General features: G+C 44.8%; 17 protein-coding genes. 4 read left to right on the top strand and 13 right to left on the bottom strand.

What is annotated here, in order from left to right:
- Nucleotides 1-10: 10 nt before the first annotated feature.
- The 4 genes from R7Q47_RS01735 to R7Q47_RS01720 form a co-directional block, all read right to left on the bottom strand.
- Nucleotides 11-1,204, bottom strand: a complete 1,194-nt coding sequence (locus R7Q47_RS01735; protein WP_205391361.1) for a glycine C-acetyltransferase — start codon at nt 1,202-1,204, stop codon at nt 11-13.
- 212 nt (nt 1,205-1,416) lie between these two features.
- Nucleotides 1,417-3,747, bottom strand: coding sequence for a putative bifunctional diguanylate cyclase/phosphodiesterase (locus tag R7Q47_RS01730; RefSeq protein WP_005375094.1), 2,331 nt, complete (start codon nt 3,745-3,747; stop codon nt 1,417-1,419).
- The gene (locus R7Q47_RS01725; RefSeq protein ID WP_005375093.1) at nt 3,744-4,676 is read right to left on the bottom strand and encodes a transporter substrate-binding domain-containing protein; all 933 of its coding nucleotides are present in this window, start codon (nt 4,674-4,676) and stop codon (nt 3,744-3,746) included. The genes R7Q47_RS01730 and R7Q47_RS01725 overlap by 4 nt, the downstream gene beginning before the upstream one ends.
- Nucleotides 4,677-4,738: 62 nt before the next feature.
- On the bottom strand, nt 4,739-6,148 hold the full coding sequence (locus tag R7Q47_RS01720) for an aminotransferase class V-fold PLP-dependent enzyme (RefSeq protein WP_005375092.1): 1,410 nt from the start codon (nt 6,146-6,148) through the stop codon (nt 4,739-4,741).
- A gap of 540 nt (nt 6,149-6,688) precedes the next feature.
- Between R7Q47_RS01720 and sodC the strand changes: the two genes are divergently transcribed.
- Nucleotides 6,689-7,204, top strand: a complete 516-nt coding sequence (gene sodC, locus R7Q47_RS01715; protein ID WP_206953169.1) for a superoxide dismutase family protein — start codon at nt 6,689-6,691, stop codon at nt 7,202-7,204.
- A 27-nt stretch (nt 7,205-7,231) separates the two neighbouring features.
- On the opposite strand, the gene R7Q47_RS01710 is transcribed toward sodC, so the two are convergent.
- The 4 genes from R7Q47_RS01710 to R7Q47_RS01695 all read right to left on the bottom strand — a co-directional run bounded on the left by R7Q47_RS01710 (nt 7,232) and on the right by R7Q47_RS01695 (nt 10,988).
- Complete coding sequence (locus R7Q47_RS01710; protein ID WP_017820524.1) at nt 7,232-8,605, bottom strand: sensor histidine kinase; 1,374 nt, start codon at nt 8,603-8,605, stop codon at nt 7,232-7,234.
- A gap of 116 nt (nt 8,606-8,721) precedes the next feature.
- Entirely contained in the window at nt 8,722-9,453 is a 732-nt protein-coding gene (locus R7Q47_RS01705; protein ID WP_017820525.1) for a response regulator transcription factor, read from the bottom strand.
- A gap of 146 nt (nt 9,454-9,599) precedes the next feature.
- Nucleotides 9,600-10,295 carry a spondin domain-containing protein gene (locus R7Q47_RS01700; protein WP_206949148.1) on the bottom strand — a complete coding sequence of 232 codons (696 nt, stop codon included), beginning with the start codon at nt 10,293-10,295 and terminating at the stop codon, nt 9,600-9,602.
- Nucleotides 10,296-10,304: 9 nt separating this feature from the next.
- The gene (locus tag R7Q47_RS01695; RefSeq protein ID WP_005384002.1) at nt 10,305-10,988 is read right to left on the bottom strand and encodes a spondin domain-containing protein; all 684 of its coding nucleotides are present in this window, start codon (nt 10,986-10,988) and stop codon (nt 10,305-10,307) included.
- A gap of 288 nt (nt 10,989-11,276) precedes the next feature.
- On the opposite strand from R7Q47_RS01695, the gene R7Q47_RS01690 reads away from it, so the two are divergent.
- The 3 genes from R7Q47_RS01690 (at nt 11,277) to R7Q47_RS01680 (ending at nt 13,171) form a co-directional block, all read left to right on the top strand.
- Nucleotides 11,277-11,750 carry a hypothetical protein gene (locus tag R7Q47_RS01690; RefSeq protein WP_248486153.1) on the top strand — a complete coding sequence of 158 codons (474 nt, stop codon included), beginning with the start codon at nt 11,277-11,279 and terminating at the stop codon, nt 11,748-11,750.
- Between the two features lie 77 nt (nt 11,751-11,827).
- On the top strand, nt 11,828-12,757 hold the full coding sequence (locus tag R7Q47_RS01685; protein WP_206953166.1) for a LysR family transcriptional regulator: 930 nt from the start codon (nt 11,828-11,830) through the stop codon (nt 12,755-12,757).
- Nucleotides 12,758-12,787: 30 nt separating this feature from the next.
- Nucleotides 12,788-13,171, top strand: coding sequence for a VOC family protein (locus tag R7Q47_RS01680; RefSeq protein WP_005375080.1), 384 nt, complete (start codon nt 12,788-12,790; stop codon nt 13,169-13,171).
- A gap of 51 nt (nt 13,172-13,222) precedes the next feature.
- Here R7Q47_RS01680 and R7Q47_RS01675 read toward each other — a convergent pair whose 3' ends face one another.
- The 5 genes from R7Q47_RS01675 to R7Q47_RS01655 all read right to left on the bottom strand — a co-directional run bounded on the left by R7Q47_RS01675 (nt 13,223) and on the right by R7Q47_RS01655 (nt 17,117).
- Complete coding sequence (locus R7Q47_RS01675; RefSeq protein WP_248486151.1) at nt 13,223-14,662, bottom strand: PepSY-associated TM helix domain-containing protein; 1,440 nt, start codon at nt 14,660-14,662, stop codon at nt 13,223-13,225.
- Between the two features lie 151 nt (nt 14,663-14,813).
- Nucleotides 14,814-15,173 (bottom strand): hypothetical protein, encoded by a 360-nt coding sequence (locus tag R7Q47_RS01670; RefSeq protein ID WP_318088565.1) that lies wholly within the window; start codon nt 15,171-15,173, stop codon nt 14,814-14,816.
- A gap of 173 nt (nt 15,174-15,346) precedes the next feature.
- Nucleotides 15,347-15,736 carry a cytochrome b562 gene (locus R7Q47_RS01665; RefSeq protein ID WP_248486149.1) on the bottom strand — a complete coding sequence of 130 codons (390 nt, stop codon included), beginning with the start codon at nt 15,734-15,736 and terminating at the stop codon, nt 15,347-15,349.
- 100 nt (nt 15,737-15,836) lie between these two features.
- A complete protein-coding gene (locus R7Q47_RS01660; protein ID WP_054824340.1) occupies nt 15,837-16,589 on the bottom strand; it encodes a phosphatase in 753 nt (250 codons plus the stop codon).
- An 81-nt stretch (nt 16,590-16,670) separates the two neighbouring features.
- Nucleotides 16,671-17,117 carry an SRPBCC family protein gene (locus tag R7Q47_RS01655; RefSeq protein ID WP_005375065.1) on the bottom strand — a complete coding sequence of 149 codons (447 nt, stop codon included), beginning with the start codon at nt 17,115-17,117 and terminating at the stop codon, nt 16,671-16,673.
- Nucleotides 17,118-17,197 lie beyond the last annotated feature (80 nt).

Genomic DNA, 17,197 nt, shown 5'->3' with positions numbered 1-17,197 from the left:
GCCTAGAATCTTAAATAAGACCCATGTCCTTACCAACTTGGATGAACGCGTCGATTGCACGGTCTAGTTGCTCGCGAGAGTGCGCCGCAGACATTTGAGTACGGATACGTGCTTGACCTTTTGGTACAACAGGGAATGAGAAGCCGATTACGTAGATGCCTTTCTCCAGCGCACGCTCTGCGAATTCTGCTGCTACTTTTGCGTCACCAAGCATGATCGGAATGATTGCGTGGTCAGCACCACCCATTGTGAAACCAGCCTCTTCCATACGAGTACGGAAGTGTGCTGCGTTTTCCCATAGACGATCACGTAGGTCACCGCTCTCTTCTAGTAGATCTAGAACGCGGATAGAAGCGCTTACGATTGCTGGTGCAACAGAGTTAGAGAATAGGTATGGACGAGAACGCTGACGTAGCCAGTCAATCACTTCCGCTTTACCAGATGTGTAACCGCCTGAAGCGCCGCCCATTGCTTTGCCTAGCGTACCAGTGATGATGTCGATACGGTCAACCACGTTGTGGTGCTCGTGCGTACCTGCACCTGTTTTGCCCATGAAGCCAACAGCGTGAGAGTCATCAACCATAGTCAACGCGCCGTACTTCTCTGCTAGGTCACAGATAGCCGGAAGGTTTGCTACTACGCCGTCCATTGAGAACACACCGTCCGTTACGATAAGAATGTGGCGAGCACCTGCTTCTTTCGCAGCGATCAGTTGTTGCTCTAGCTCTTCCATGTTGTTGTTTGAGTAGCGGAAACGCATTGCTTTACATAGACGAACACCATCGATGATTGACGCGTGGTTTAAAGCGTCAGAGATGATTGCGTCTTCTTTGCCTAGAATAGTTTCAAATAGGCCCGCGTTTGCGTCGAAACATGATGTGTAAAGAATCGTATCTTCTTTACCTAGGAACTTAGAAAGCTTCTGCTCAAGCTCTTTGTGGATGTCTTGCGTACCACAGATAAAACGTACTGAAGCCATACCAAAGCCGTGCTCGTCCATGCCTGCTTTACCCGCTTCGATAAGTGCCGGGTGGTTGGCAAGGCCAAGGTAGTTGTTCGCACAGAAGTTTAGTACTTCTTCACCAGTAGAGATTTTAACAGCCGCTTGCTGTTGAGACGTAATGACACGCTCTGATTTGTAAAGGCCTTCCGCCTTTACTTCTTCGATTTGCTGCTGAATCTGTTGGTAGAATGCAGAAGACATTTGAAATTCCTTCCTAGTTATTTTGGCGAGTATTTACTCGTTTAGAATTAGGTTGAGCCTTTATGTGACGGGCGTCACGGGCTATCACTCATCAATTAATTGTAGTGTAATTCAAGGAAGGAGGAAGGATTATACCTTAAGGTGGAAAAGCATTAATGAATCCTAGGCACAAATTCGATTAATGCTTTTCTATGAGGTTGTTATAAAAGGAATTATAGCCAGGTAGGCTTAGCCAAAAGTGCTTCAAAGTCCTTAGCAGGTAATGGTCGACTATAGTGGAAACCTTGTCCGAACTCACAGTTTAGGTTTTTCAGGTAATCCACATGACGCTGTTCTTCGATGCCTTCTGCGACGATCTTAAGATCCAGCGCTTTTGCCATTGCTATGATTACGTTCACAAGCTCGCGGTCTGAGTCGTTCTCGAACATATTTTGCATAAAGCTACGATCAATTTTTAAGCGGTCGAACGGAAACTTCTGCAAGTAACTCAGCGCAGAATAACCAGTACCAAAATCATCAATAGTAAGTTTGGTGCCTAACGCTCGTAAGTTATTAAGCATGTCTAATAGCTCAGAATCGTGATTGAAGAGGAGACTTTCTGTCACTTCAATATCGAACTTATCTGACGGAAGACCAGACTCCTCAAGGCTGTGTTTAATAAACGTAAGTAAGCGCTCGCAGTACCTAAATTGAACACTAGAAAAGTTTACAGAAACAAACAACGGAGTCAGACTCTGCCATTGTGCCGCTTGTCGACACGCTTGTTGAATAGCAAACTCACCAATTTGATGAATTAAACCATTTTTCTCTGCAATAGAGATAAACTCTTCAGGGTTTACGAATCCGTACTTGTCATCATTCCAACGCATTAGCGCTTCTGCCCCTACGATTTTACCACTACTCAGCTCAATAATTGGCTGATAATACAGCTCTAACAACTGATTGGAGATCGCACTTCTCAGACGATTTTCCAGATCTAAGTAGCGTTGCAAGTCTTGGTTCATATTATGGTTATAAAAACAAAAGCCATCACGCCCATCTTGTTTCGCCCGATACATTGCCATATCTGCACATGCAAGAAGCTGCTCAGCGTTGTCTCCATCATCCGGGAACACAGACATTCCGACGCTGCTACTCAAGAAGAATTCATGGTTGTTCCAAACAAACGGATCGTTAAACGCCGAAAGTACACTTGAAGCAACTCGCTTTGCAGTATCATTATCAGGCAAATCAGGGATGACGAGTAAAAACTCATCCCCACCAATTCTCGCCAATAAGTCTGTTTTTCTCGCGACTTGATACAGTCGCTGAGCACTGAGTTTAAGGATTTCATCCCCAACAAAGTGTCCCATTGAATCGTTAATCTGCTTAAAGTGGTCTAAGTCGATGAACATCACCAAAACTTTAGACCCACTACGCGATGCCCTAATTAACTCCAAAGCCAATCGCTCGGAACCATAACTACGATTAGGCAAATTAGTTAATGTGTCATATTTAGCTTGGAAGGCGAGTTCTTTTTCAGACGCTTTTCGGCGTTCAATTTCGTTCGTTAATTTTTTATTCTGTTGAGAAAGAATATCTTTACGCTTTTTTTCTTCCTCAAGCTTAATTTTCAATTCAATCCTATTATTGTTCGTGATGAATGCATAACATAAAGCAATGACGATCATAACGGCCAGAATACTCAAACCAATAATAAAGAGCCGTGATGTAAATATATCTCGTTCACTCAAAGGCTCGAACCACGCCATCAATTTGAAGTGATGTTTATCCACAGGCACTTCAAAGTAAATTTTTCCGTCTACAGCCTCAGAAACGAAATAGTTCTCATCCTTATTGTGAGAAGGTGTTTTATTTATGGTATCCCATACAACCATTTCCACGTCTTTTATTTTTAGCACCATTCGGCTATAACTATCTTCGTGTTCTTGGTTAGTAAGTTGGTCAATAACAATATTCTTATTAAGATCGGCAATTAAAAAGGCAACAGGCTTTCCGGAGAACTTAACTTGCTTAATGACTTGAATGCGAACGTCATCATTGTATCGCGTCGCACAAACCTCTTCGGGATGCCCGTGTTGAGTCATTAAGGTTTGTATGTCCATTTTGTGCTCGGCAAGGTTTTCAGATCCAGTGGTGACAATGGTGACTCCATCACTGCCTACTAGCGTGAGCTTCTTATAGATTTGGCTGCTATTAATTAGCTTACTGTCTATCTTCTCATCGAAGCGACGCTTTAAATTAATTAAACTGGCACCTAATCCATACTCCATTGACATGCCAGAAGCTAAATTACCAAAGAATGTTTGTATTGTTTTATCTGTAGCTAGATTATCAACATCTTCACTCGCTATGGTAAATAAATTATCGAGTGTGCTTGCATAACTTTTTACTTTTAAATCTAGTTCTCTGTATTGAGATTCTTTTAATTTATTTTGACCTACGCTAGTCACAGTAATAAGCATAGCTAAGTAAATTGAAACTAATATTGCGCTTATTGTAATAAATCTTTTACTGGAAAATTTTTTAACGGCCTTATTCATCGGACTTTCTTTTTATCTTCTATAAAGTAATCGTTATAAAAGTAGTAAATAGATGGATAGTATTTTTTTACTAGTTTTTCGTATGAACCGTCTTTTTTTATCGAGTCTAAATAACGATCAAATGCTTTGCGTAATTCAGGGGAATTTTTACGGAATGCAACAGCCATTTTTTGATTTTCAGATATAGGGCCAATGACTTTTATTTCGCCCGGCCATTTTTCGAGGGCAATTAGCGTATCCGCAACATCTAATAATGTGCTTTCCGCATCATTTTTCATTATCGCTGGAACCATCTCATTAAGGAGACGCGCCCCATCAGGTAATATAACTTTTGCACCTGTGTCATATAAGTCATAAAGGTTAGGATCCAAGCAAGAATGTTCTAAAGCTAACACTTCGCGACCATCGATCAGCTGCTTGACGTTTTTAACATCTTCATCGACCGACCCACTTGGTTTAATCGGGCTCAGACTAGAGTCGGATCTGGAAACCAACCATACACCTGAAGGAAAATAATCTTGTGAAAAATCGACAACCTCAGAACGCCAATCAAGAATAGTAACGCCATTTGCGATCAAATCGCCTTCAATTGGAACACTTTCTCCGACAACAGCCTGCTTGTTGTGATATTGCACATTTTGCCCTGTCAACTTACCAACCACGTCGCTCCACTGTGCTGGAACATACTGGTACTGAACACCTAACGACTTGGCAAAACCTTTTATTATCTCTACATCCAAGCCAGTCAAAGTTTCCACTTCACCTTGTTCAATATAGGAGACAAAGTTAGCGTACGGGACACCAATGTGACGCAGTACACCACGTTCACGGATTTGTTGTAAATCGTCTGACCAAGCGGCAGACGACGCAACAGAGGTAACCATGAGCGCCACCGTCGCTAAAGTTCTTTTGAATGTTATGACTGACATAATAATATCCTTACCTTTCACAAAGCGCCCAATAATGGGCGCTTGAGTGATAAACAACGATGTTAGAACGACGAGTAATACAAATTCGTCATCGCCACTACGAGCCCTTCCACATCTTGTTCGTCATGGAACAAATGCGTAGAGATACGCAGCGCGTAAGTATCAAAGTCATCATCCTTATGCAGCTTAAAGCTAGTCGTACGGATGATGTAACCATACTCTTCACGTAAACGATCTCGGAATTCCGTCAGTATCTCTTCATTAGTTACATCGGAGAACGGGTTAACCGTCGTTAAGCCACTGGTTAAGCCTTCCACGTTTGGTGAATACATTTTGGCTTGTGGTAAGTACTCTTGAAGCAAGGTTTTACATAAACTACCAAGGCTTACAACTCGCTCTTCGATACGGTCTCGACCAATCTCATCCCACATTTTGCAACTATCAACTAGTGCTTGTTTCGCAGGATAGTTATCGTTACCAATGTATTGCATTTGCAGCTGTTTACCCAGGTAATCAGCATGAGAAAGTGAGGAGTTGATCAACCATAACGGGTTCTCTCGGTCACTCCAATACTCATTCAAACGGTTACCGTTATCACGAACATACAGAATACCCGTCGCGCCCGGACCACACTGCCACTTATGACCAGATCCTGCATAGAAATCACAATCCATATCGTGGAAATCAAGGTCAAACATACCGACCGTATGCGCGCCATCAACAAGAGTAGGTACACCATACTCTTTTGCTAAAGCACAAATGGCTTTTGCTGGTAGCGCGGTTCCTGTTTTGTATGTGATATGAGAGAAAACAATTAGGCGAACGTTTTGATTCGCATCAAGCGCGTCTCGGAACGCTTGAATGTAATCTTGCTCAGAAACGTTTTCGGTACCAGTAAATACTGGTAGTTGAATTTCTACCACATCCACACCAAAACGATGTTTCGCTACGTTCATAGGTGATGTTGCAGCAATATGTTCATGGTGTGTCGTTAGAATCACATCACCTGGTTCAAAGTGTAAGCCATTAATGATCGAGCATAAGCCATCAGTAGTGTTGCGGCTGAGAATGATCTCTTCTGGGTTAGCACCAAAACCTGGTGCGACGTCTTTAACCATCTCAGAAACATACGGCCAAGAGCCAAATTTGCCTTTCATATCCCAAGGGTATTTAGCCACCAGCTTGTTGTTATGCTCGTAATCTTCAAGAACATGTTTTGGCATTGAACCTGTTGTACCAATGTTCATGTAAGTGGTTCGTTTATCCAAAACGAACTGTCTTCGCACTTTACGCCAGAAGCGCTTATCGTGTTTTCTACCTAGCCCGCGGCTGCTCCAATCAATTTTCTGTTCTCGTGCTTGAGCTACGCCTGAGAAAGCGGAAGCACTCACACCAGCAACAACAGCTCCTGTTGCGCCTTTCAGAAAATTACGGCGGCTGCTATTAGTCTGAATAGATTCCTTGTCTTTCATCTTTTTCAATCCTTGTCGGAAATTAGCCATATTATTAATTTTAAGTGCGTAACTATCTGTTACTAAAACATTATTACCCATTACAATCAGAGTTTAATTTTTTCCTCTGCCATTAAGTGACTTTAGTTCCAATTTTTTATCTTATTTGATGATATAAGCAACAGTTTGACCACAAATCTATAAACAACAATGTTCACATTAATATATTCGTTAATTTGATTATTCTTTATTGCGGACAATTCCACCAAATTCTTTATAAAACAATTATGAGCTTTGTTATAAAGTCATTAAAATTTAACTTTGCGTTAATTTAAAAATATTCAGGCTATTTTAAGATTGGCGTCTATTCTTTTTATATCTTAACGATCTCAACATGTTAAGACTAAATAAAAGAAAGCTGATTTCGGATCGAGATATCAGTTTAAGACCATAAAGTGATACACATCACTCTATGACATAAACTCACCGCTCAACAGACATAAGTAAAACAGGTTTTCACCAATATGTGCTTGAGCGTACACCCTAAAAGAAGGAGGTCCCATGTTAAAAGGATTGCTATGCATTTCAGTTGCATCCGCTCTTGTCGCCGCCCCTAACGCGCTAGCAAAAACGGTAGAAATGACTGCTCTCAACACCAATGAGAGTGCGGGTACCATTGAGATTTCACAAAGTGATTATGGCGTTGTTTTTACGCCTCAATTATCAGGTTTGTCAGCAGGTGTGCACGGTTTCCATATTCACACTAATCCATCTTGCGATAGCATAGAAAAGGATGACAAAACCGTATTAGGCGGCGCAGCAGGTGGCCATTATGATCCTAACAACACAGGGAAGCATGGCTATCCTTGGACCGATGACAATCATTTAGGCGACTTGCCTCCACTCTATGTGGACATGGACGGCAATGCCAATCAGCCCGTTGTCGCTCCTCGCCTAAAATTATCGGATTTAAAAGGTCGAGCGTTAATGATCCATGCAGGTGGTGACAATCACTCCGATCACCCAAGTAAGCTAGGTGGTGGCGGCGCTCGCGTCGTATGTGGTGTTATTGAATAAACATTAACTTATGTCTCACACTTCTCTTTAGATTGCGAGAAGTGTGAACTTCTGTTGATACTGAGAGGAGGTTGCATTGGTCTCAAGGTAGCTGTGGTGAAGCATTAAGATCGATTGGACAATCTTCGTCCCGATCCCCAAAGAACCGCCCTCCGCTTCTTTCTCGATGTGATTGACGAAGGTAAAATGGATACGCGACTTATCCTCACTCAAATGCGCTTGGCAATGCACTTCTGAACCGATTGGGCTGTGGCGCAATGCATTTTCAAGCAGGTTCAATACCAATCGCTCCAATAGCCCCTTGTCACCCACGGTTTGGATTTCGCTATCGATATCCACTTTCAATACCACTTCTTTACGAGAAAACTGGCTCTGCATCGTTTCAGCACATTCTGCCATCAAAGCGCCCAGATCTACGGGGCGGTACTCGTAATTTGGCATTGGAGCTTCTTTGCGTGCGGCGTCTAATAAAGAATGCAGTTGAGTTGAGAGCTTCTCACAATTTCGGAAAGCAACGTCAATCAAAGGATCGGATTCCGGATGTTGCAAACGCCACGTTTCCAAATAGCCCAGCACGCTCGATAACGGCGTTTTTAAATCATGACTAAGCTGCAACAAGCTTTGACGACGATGAGACGATTGATACTCCAACTGTAAAAACTGTTGCTGAATGTGCTTCGCCATCATCTGATAAGAGTGCGCAATCGGCACGAGCTCCGGCACTTGGTGAGTAAAATCAGGTTGCAGGCGGAAATCATGTTCGGCTTGCTGTTGAAGTTGCTTGGTCACACGCTCAATCGGGTTCAATAGGCTACGTTTCACCAGCACATAAGCCCCAAGAGCAAAGCCTAAAATGGAGACTAAGACCAATCCTGCCAGCGCGATATAAGGAGTATCGACTTGAGCATTGGCAATGGCGTCATGTCGGGTACTGCCAATCACCACGTAGAGATAACCGACCGTAGAGCCTAATTCCTCTATCGCGGCGACAGAAAAGACTTTGTGTTCACCACGATTACGTGGGTCTTCACCCAAAATAGGAAAAGGCTGGTCATTTAAGAATTGCTTAATGGGATTGAGATCCACCTTCCCCATGATCTCCGCCCCTTCCGGTGCTGCATGAGTGGTGATATTGCCTTGGCTATCGAGGAAGTAGATTTCAAAATCAGGGCCGATCAGCATGAGCGTGTGAAAAATCGACTTGAGCGCTTTAGGGTTGTAATCCGTTCCGATCATCAGCGGATTATCATCACGCATGTGGCTGGCTAGCTCTTTATGCAGGCTTTGCTTGGTGCGTAACTCAATGGTTTCTTTTTGCCAATTGTAAGTCAGTGCAATCACCACCGCCGCGAGACAGAACCACAAGCTAGTAAATACCACTAAGCGAGATTTGAAGCTCATCCTATCGCCTCCTTAAACAGCGGTGTTTTTGCAACACCCGTGATGATTGAAAAATGATGGTGAAAACAACTGCCGACTTACTGTCTTGGCTTGATGTTTTGACTTACTTTCTTGCATTAGTGTCTTGGTTGAAACTTATATCCAACACCCCACACGGTTTGGATGAAGTGATGATCAGAATCAGACAACGACAACTTGCTGCGTAAACGATTTATGGTGCTACACACCGTGTGGTGATAACCAGAATGACTGGTGTTCCAAACGTGATCGAGCAATTCATCTTTACTGTAGACTCTGCCCGGACGAGTCGCGAGAAACTGCAGCAAAGTAAACTCTGTCGCGGTGAGCGTGACATCCTTGTCGTTTAAGGATACTTGGTGCAACTCCGGAATGATTCTCAGCGGGCCAAAATCCATCGCATCATCGAGGACTTCATCTGCCACCTTTGCTTCAGCGGTTTGGCTGACTCTGCGCAGCACGTTTCGCACTCGTGCTTGAAATTCTAATACGCTAAATGGCTTAGTGATGTAGTCATCAACGCCTGCTTCTAAACCGTCAACCTTATCCATTTCACCGTCTCTGGCTGTCAGCATAAGCACTGGGCTCCAATCTTGTTGCTGACGCAAATAATGGCAGATGTCTAGACCATCACCATCTGGCAAACCTCGGTCAAGGATCAATAAATCAAAGGGTTGTTGCTGGTATTGCGTTTTAGCATCGGCGACATTTGTGGCTCGCGACACTTGGTGTCCCTGAAACTTAAGATGCATCTGAACCAGTTCTGCCAAATCATCGTCATCTTCCACCAACAAGATGTTCGCGACTAAATTGATTGCCTGTTGTTCCATGGTCCTTTCCTTGCCTTCGAGTATCCTCACTTTGCACATGACCGGAACAAATTAGAAATTCTTTCAAAAAAGGTTCCGATGACGCCATGAGGGATAAAGCGCTCGGCTACAAGCGCTTTGGAAAGGAGACGTCATCGGAGCCTGTGTTACTCGACTCGAGTGATGGTGACTTTCGCACCTGGGTTAAGGAAACGATAGTTCGCAGAAAGTGCTGAGTTTGCTAATCCGTCATCTTGGCTAACAACACCCGCATGGAATGCAACAACGTCATTACTGTCATTACGAGCGGCATTGAAACCCTCACCGCCACCTGCTGGGCCCGGAATGGTTGCAGCAAGTTCATCGTTCAGCTCTGTGCCGGAATCCCAAACGTTCATGCTCATTTCGTAGCTTTCACCCACTGCGAGCGATTTGAGCGATAGCCCCGTTTCGCCAACAAAGGCATCATTGGTATTCACGAACATAGACGCCACAGACAAGTAACCGTAACGACTAGGGTCAACCGTAATGGTGACTTCGTCCGATGCACCCGGCAACACCAATCCATTACCCGAAATACCTTGGTAAACACTGTCATTGCTGTTCATCAATTCAATCAGCTCGGCGTTACTACCGCCTTCAGCAAGATGCTCAAGTTCAACAGATGCGGCTTGTCCAATTTCAAACAATTGGTAGTCAGCATTGTGAGTGAGTACCGCGAGCGGAGACATAGGTTGATTCGCAGTCAAGTTCGCCACGTTGACGGTGTAGCGGTACGATTTCACTACGTCATTATCATCATCGCTTGGACAACCGGCGAGCAAGCCGACTGAAGCTGCTAATAGTAAGATTCTGTATTTCATACATCCCCCTTACTTCACAACGATTGTGATGGTTGCAACTGGGTTTAACCAACGATGGCTGCTGCTGTCTAGGTCACTGATGCCGCCGGTTGGATCGCTATCACCAAGGTTACCCGGATGCACGTGAACTTTGTCGTTAGTTACTGTTGCTTCAACGCCTGTGCCGCCAGTACCAAAGGTAATGAAAGGTGGGTTTGGCATGCTAGACGCAAGTTCATCGTTCGCTTCTGTACCGGCATCGTAACTTCTTAGCGTTGCTCGGTATGTACCCGCTTCCGTTGGGATCTTCCAGCTATCCAGACCGACAAAACCATCATTGGTTGGCAGCAACATCGCGCTCAGAGAAAGATAACCGTGGTCGCCACTGTCCAAGGTGAAGGTGGTTGCCACACCCGGATTCAAAATACCACCAGCAGGGTTCTCAACCACCGCACCACCAGCGTTACCAATCACACTAGCAAGACCAGAGATATCACCGCCTTCTGCCATTGCTTCTAGTTCTGGCGTTGCTGCTTGACCCGTTCTGAACATTTGAAGATCAGAGCCATGTGCAGCAACAATAAGAGGCGTAAAGTAGATGCCTTTGGTTGCGTTTGTCACGGTGATTTCCAATTCCGCCGCATTCACTGATGCAGAGCCTAGTGCCATAGCGACTGAAGTCATGACGAGTCCGAGTTGGGTACGTTTTTTCATTGTGATTCCATCCTTTAATGAGGGTTGAACTACCCAAGCCCATGTATACGGCTTTACTTCTTTGTTCGTGACTTGAGTAGGTTAAGCATTACGTTTCGAACGTTTTGCGTTCTTGCCTCTAAGAATGACGAGCAAATCTATCAGCAACTTCATCGAATTCTCATAAAATTCTCACAAGTTCTGTTCGAATTCTGTCAGCAGCACTTTTTTACTCTTAATCAGGTGTTTACACTTCGCGCTTTCCCCTCCTACAATGCGGTATTCCCTGTTTAAATCACGATTCTCACCATGATTCATAACGTTCTGTCTGCCTACTATGGCGAAATCTACGGCATCGCTTTTTTCAACCACTACTTGAGCCATTACGCCCAAAGTGAACAACAAACGCTGTGGCAAATCTTGATTGAAGTGGAAGAACTCACCGCAGAAAAGCTCAAACCTGTACTGCTGAAAAATGGGATGGATATAGAAAGTCGATACCAAGAGATGCTGGATAAAGGCTTGGAAGATGCAACCAAATGGATTGATTTACCATGGCAAGAGTTGGTGGCGACTCTTCTGAAATGGGTAGAACCTTATGAGGTCAAGTATCGAGAGTGGCATGAAGAAGTGAAAGCTTCACAGCAGTATTCAATCGCTGAGCGAGAAGCTATCGAGTTGATTGCAGACCACGAAACGGCCATTTATCACTGTTGGCAGCAATACCATACTGGTGAATCTGGCTTGCCTGAACTCAATGCATTTTTGGCAAAATATCGTTAAAGCGAGACGGTGACACTTGAACCTCGTGAAACCGTACCAGACAATATCGTTATTCCGCAGCGCAGAACCGAACAATTATGGTTAATCCAAAACTCATTGCCCTACTTCCTGATCTTGCTTCGTTTATCTTAGTGGTAAACGAAGGCAGTTTTACCGCTGCAGCCAAACAACTCGGCGTGACGCCATCGGCTTTAAGTAAGTTGATCACACGATTGGAACAAGCCCTCTCGGTGAAACTGTTTGAGCGCACAACTCGTAAGTTGATCATCACTCAAGCAGGGCAAAAGGTTTACGACCAAAGCATAGCAATGGTGAATGCCGCGCAGCAAGCCGTTGAGTTATCTGCAGAAGATCATGCTGAGCCAACAGGCGCACTCACAGTAGCAGCCCCTGAAGCATTTCTTAATTCGGTGCTTCAACCGTTTGTGTTGCCATTCCTAGAACGTTATCCAAATATTCAGCTTAAGCTGCGTGCAGCAGATGGTGAGATCGATCTGTTCCGCCAAGGAATTGATGTCGCATTCAAGCTCACCGACAAACCCGATGAGAACCTGGTACTCAAGGAGATCAGCAAGACCAATCTCGTTTTATGTGCCTCTCCAGATTACCTCACCAAACACGGTATGCCTGAGCATCCCACTGAGCTTGAGCAGCACGACTGCATTTACCTTGCCGAGAACGACAAAGACAACATCTGGTCATTCTTTAAAGAGGAAGCTTTCCACTCCATTGCCGTAAGTGGACGCTACGCCGTCAACCATTCTCAAATGCGCTTGAATGGGGTTAAGTCTGGCTTGGGAATTGGAATCTTCCATGACTTCGTGATCAAAGACGCATTAGAGCAAGGGGAAGTGGTGGAAGTATTGCCGGATTGGATGATCAAGAGTAACTACCACGGCGCTATCGCGATGCAGTATGCGCAAACCAAATACATGCCCGCTCGTCTGCGCGTGTTTATCGACTTCGTTAAGGAGCATTTAGTCTCCGAGGACACTAGCCATGCTTGAGGATACGAGCCATGCTTGAAGAGGCTAACCATGTTTAATGCCATTCATCACGTCGCGATCATTTGCAGCGATTACCCAAGGTCAAAACGCTTTTACACTGAAGTGTTGGGGTTAAAAGTCATTGCTGAAAACTATCGTGAAGCCAGAGACTCATACAAGCTTGACCTCGCTTTACCTGACGGCAGCCAAGTTGAACTGTTTAGCTTTCCGGGCGCACCAGAGAGACCGAGCTTTCCTGAAGCACAAGGGCTACGACATCTCGCGTTTTTGGTTGATAATGTTGAGCAAATAAAAGCCTACCTAGAATCGAATGACGTTGAAGTTGAGCCAATTCGTATTGACGAATTCACAGGCAAAGCCTTTACCTTCTTCCAAGATCCAGATGGCTTACCGCTGGAGATTTACCAGAAATAAAAAGAGCCAGCACTTCGCTGGCTCTTTTATTATTCCATTCTTTGTCTGTTACTAATTCAACGCCGTTTTCAGTTTCTCAACGCGGTTGAACAACAGCCAATCCAGTGCGAGAACCGTAACAATTGCCAAACCGCCCATCGGGAACGCGAGACACAATATCACTAACGTTACTAAGCCAAGCTTCCAAATACTGTCTTGTTGAAACTTAGGTGGCGCGCCCAATGCGGCACTGCGACTTGGTCTACGAATCCACCACATCACCACACCTGTGATTGAGATTAAGATGAACGCCAAACAGAACACTACGTTGAGTACTTTGTTCAATATACTCACATCACCTTGATGCAATGACACACCTGCCGCCATGAACTTGGCAAATAGGCTGTAATCTTGCCACGTTACATCCACCAACAAGCGACCGGAATACTGGTCAAAGTGGCTGGTGCGATCTTGTCTTGGGTCGGAAATATCGCCGCCCATAGAGTTAGCTGCAACGGTGTAAACGCCCGTCTCAGAGCGTGGCAAAAACAGCTTATAGCCAGTGAAGCCCAACATTTCAGCCTTGAGGATGATATCATCAATGGAGAGCGCATCATGGTTGCCTGCGTATGCCGTCTCTTCCTTCATATTGGCATGATCATGAGCGGGCTTATCTTTCGACTCTGGCACAGCAGCAAGCTCTAAGTTCCATGGCATCTCTTCTGATGCACCATGGTTAAGATCTTTATGTGTCAGCGTGGATTCCGGTTTCTCACCCCATGTGTAATAGGTTGGGAAGGTATTCCAAGCTTGCACCATTTTCGCCCCCCAGATCCCTGCCCACGACAAACCTGAAATCAAAAAGAACAACAGAACAATCGACAGCACGCCACCTAAATTCGCATGCATGTCACGCATCAAAATTCGAGGGCCATTGTTAAAGCGAATTTTCAAAAAACCGGCGCGGCTGGCGTTGTCTCTAGGTACCCAAAGGTACAAACCAGACACCAACAGCAAAATCCCCAGACTTGCGGCGATTTCAATCAAACGGTCGCCTAGGTCGCCGATGAGCAACGTGCCGTGAATGCTGTTCATCAGTTCATAAATGCTGTCACCACGATTAATGGTGCCTTGTACGTCTCCTTTATAAGGATTTACTGCAACAATCAGCGAGCTGCCTTCTTGGTTTTGAATCGAGAATCGGTTGGCAATATCGGCCGTTTTAGCAGGTACAAACTGAGTGACATTAAAATCGGGATACGCCTGCTTTACGGTTTCCAATTGTGCAGAGACAGGAACCATTTGCTCTTGTGGTGAAACTTGTAATGTCGCTTCGTATCGAGCCAGTTCGATTTCATCATCAAACAACATCACCAACCCCGTGAGGGAAAGCATGAGCATAAATGGAATGACGAACAAACCTGCGTAGAAGTGCCATCGCCACGTCATAAAGTAGATGGATTTTGCGCGTGAGGCTTCCTTGAGTTGAGGCTTTGCCGAGTTTCTCAACATGTGTATTTTCCTTTTTTCATTCTTGAACACCCAAATTCAGCCAAACGCATCCTGCACATACGCATTCGTATGCGGTGCTATTTGACTTAGATTCAGGAGTACCACTGCTCGAAGTGGCAGTGTTATGTGACTTTACTTGTAATGGTTATTGTTATGAGAAAAGGGAAACTGGCGGCGCTCGAGGAACTGGTGTTTCAAATCGCACACTTAGAGCCAAATAAGCGTAGCTGTCAGAAATCACCAAGCTCAGTCTTGAGAGTATTGGTGTCGTTGGAAGTGCATCGTGATGAAAAGTCGAGAAGTGGCTAAAAGGACAAGGCTTACCTTTGTGGCTGACAGAATTGTCGCCCTCTTCTATTTGAACCAACTCAAAACCGTTAAGCGTACATAGCGTCGCCCACACGCCCATGCTGTTACCATGAGCATTGATAACAGGCATCAGCGTCACTAGCACCCAACTGAGAGCACTAGCAAATAACATCGAGCGGTAAAAAGGAATTAATCTACGCATAACGGTGACTTAACAAATTTCACACAGCGTAACTAATTCTGAGTGGTAGCTCAAAAACAGGATCAATAAGTGGCTGCTACCTCACAGGTTTTCTTGAATACCTCGATTGACAGGCACAAAAAAGCCCGCCGAAGTGGCAGGCTGATGGACATTTCTTCAAGTTGGATAAACGGTTAGCTAAACAGTTTGCTCCAGATACTTGGGTTGCGTTTGTCGTGGTACTCTTCACGAAGGCTATCGATTTCACGCAGTTGGTCTTTCGCTTCTTCTAGCTTGCCTGCATCAAGATCCGCTTCAATCTTATCTAGCGTTACCGTCAGCTTGTTAAAGCCTTCTAGGTAGATATTGAACTTCTCTGGTGGGTAATTACCACGCTTAGATTGTTCAACGAGCGCTTGCAAGCTATCAATCGCAGATTTCATGGTTTCAACATCAGACGCTTCTGCCGCCTGTTTGAATTCCATCTTCATCTGCTTCATGTTTTGTTTTAAGTCGACGGCTTCTGCCATTGCGTACGTTGAGCCTAACGCAATTACACACCCCAACACTAAAGGACGTAACATCTTCACTTCTCCATTGAATGCCGAATTCTGAGTCGGCTTTTTAATGCGAGCAGTGTAAAGCAATCCCTTAACACTTGCATAACCAAAAATGTAATCAAGTTTATGCGTTGCGAATCTCGTCATACTCTGCAATTGGCATACGGCCACGCAGCTCTAAGAAGGCCAAGAATTGTTGTGCTGAGTGAGTAATAACCTTGCAGCTATCGATACCGACTCTATCCATTAACTCACCCACCAAGCTCAGGTTACCCACATCGTGACAGAAGTGCGCATCACTGCCTGTAGTGAAGAAGACACCGAGCTCTTTACCGATTTGTGCAATTTCATGGCAACGGTCTACGCTACCGACACGGCTGTTGCCTTTCAATGTGGTGTTATTGATTTCAATCGCGACATTGTGCTCTTTAGCGCACTTCAATACGGCTTCAAAATCGAAGTCAAAGTTGGGGTTACCCAAATGGCCTAGCGCGTCAACACGACCATTCTTGATGATGTTCAACAGCGCTTCAGTGTGCGTAGCACTATCTGCTGGGCGGAACACAGGCTCATGAAAGCTAGCAATCACCCAATCCAAGTTGCGATCAACGCTATCTGGAATATCGATCTCACCCTTGGTGTTCATGATGTTAGATTCAACGCCACGAATAATCGCAACGCCTTCAAGAAAGCGCGGAAGAATTTTCTGGTTAGAGAAGAACCAGTAATGAGGCGCACCCGGCATTGATTCAGCGTGATCGGTCGTGCAGAACATATCCAGCCCGTTCTCTTTTGCCGATTTCGCGTTTTCAATCAACGTACTATAAGCGTGGCCGCTGGCGTACGTATGCGTGTGGGTATCAACCTTAAATTCCATCATCAACTCTCTTGGTGCGCAAATTGGCGGCTATTGTATACCTTCAGGCAACGCATCGTCAGCCCAAGATAAGCAAGAACCCTAAGCTTGCTCTTCACTAATGGCTTTTATCAAGGGTAAGGCTTTTTCCCATCCGTGATTAAACATAGAAACAAAGTCGTTGTGAGTATGAATGGTAACATTGAGTAGTAAACGATCGTTGTTGGTATCGATCTGGTAGATCTCTCGCGATCCGATCCACCTAGATGCTAGGTCAGCATCGAGTTGTTGACGATTATCCGGATTAAAAATGGCAACATGATGAAATTCAAGTTTTTGAAGCGGTAGCACCGTATCTATGATCGCCCTTGTCCCGCCCATATCTGGATCAAAAAAAGTGATGCCACCTCCTTCTTCCCAAGCTCCTTCAAATTGAGACTGCGGTGAAAAGGCTTGTGCCCAACGTTTATACAACTCAACATCGGTTAGCACTTCCCACACTCGTTGCGGTGTCGCCGAAATTTCGACGTAATAATTTAGCGTAAGCATGATTTCTCTCCCTGAACCTTTCTTGACGCTAGCCCATACTCAGGAAAAATCAAAGCACACGACCAATTTATCTACCTGCC

The organism is Vibrio sp. Vb0349, assembly GCF_033338975.1.
This window is presented reverse-complemented; position numbering and strand designations above follow the sequence as displayed.

Bases quoted from the DNA above. Each gene is read 5' to 3' on its own strand.
- R7Q47_RS01700 (WP_206949148.1), bottom strand. From the start codon at position 10,295: ATGAAATACAGAATCTTACTATTAGCAGCTTCAGTCGGCTTGCTCGCC.
- R7Q47_RS01655 (WP_005375065.1), bottom strand. From the start codon at position 17,117: ATGCTTACGCTAAATTATTACGTCGAAATTTCGGCGACACCGCAACGA.
- R7Q47_RS01685 (WP_206953166.1), top strand. From the start codon at position 11,828: ATGGTTAATCCAAAACTCATTGCCCTACTTCCTGATCTTGCTTCGTTT.
- R7Q47_RS01690 (WP_248486153.1), top strand. From the start codon at position 11,277: ATGATTCATAACGTTCTGTCTGCCTACTATGGCGAAATCTACGGCATC.
- R7Q47_RS01670 (WP_318088565.1), bottom strand. From the start codon at position 15,173: ATGCGTAGATTAATTCCTTTTTACCGCTCGATGTTATTTGCTAGTGCT.
- sodC (WP_206953169.1), top strand. From the start codon at position 6,689: ATGTTAAAAGGATTGCTATGCATTTCAGTTGCATCCGCTCTTGTCGCC.
- R7Q47_RS01735 (WP_205391361.1), bottom strand. From the start codon at position 1,204: ATGTCTTCTGCATTCTACCAACAGATTCAGCAGCAAATCGAAGAAGTA.
- R7Q47_RS01665 (WP_248486149.1), bottom strand. From the start codon at position 15,736: ATGTTACGTCCTTTAGTGTTGGGGTGTGTAATTGCGTTAGGCTCAACG.
- R7Q47_RS01705 (WP_017820525.1), bottom strand. From the start codon at position 9,453: ATGGAACAACAGGCAATCAATTTAGTCGCGAACATCTTGTTGGTGGAA.
- R7Q47_RS01675 (WP_248486151.1), bottom strand. From the start codon at position 14,662: ATGTTGAGAAACTCGGCAAAGCCTCAACTCAAGGAAGCCTCACGCGCA.
- R7Q47_RS01660 (WP_054824340.1), bottom strand. From the start codon at position 16,589: ATGGAATTTAAGGTTGATACCCACACGCATACGTACGCCAGCGGCCAC.
- R7Q47_RS01720 (WP_005375092.1), bottom strand. From the start codon at position 6,148: ATGAAAGACAAGGAATCTATTCAGACTAATAGCAGCCGCCGTAATTTT.
- R7Q47_RS01710 (WP_017820524.1), bottom strand. From the start codon at position 8,605: ATGAGCTTCAAATCTCGCTTAGTGGTATTTACTAGCTTGTGGTTCTGT.
- R7Q47_RS01725 (WP_005375093.1), bottom strand. From the start codon at position 4,676: ATGTCAGTCATAACATTCAAAAGAACTTTAGCGACGGTGGCGCTCATG.
- R7Q47_RS01730 (WP_005375094.1), bottom strand. From the start codon at position 3,747: ATGAATAAGGCCGTTAAAAAATTTTCCAGTAAAAGATTTATTACAATA.
- R7Q47_RS01680 (WP_005375080.1), top strand. From the start codon at position 12,788: ATGTTTAATGCCATTCATCACGTCGCGATCATTTGCAGCGATTACCCA.
- R7Q47_RS01695 (WP_005384002.1), bottom strand. From the start codon at position 10,988: ATGAAAAAACGTACCCAACTCGGACTCGTCATGACTTCAGTCGCTATG.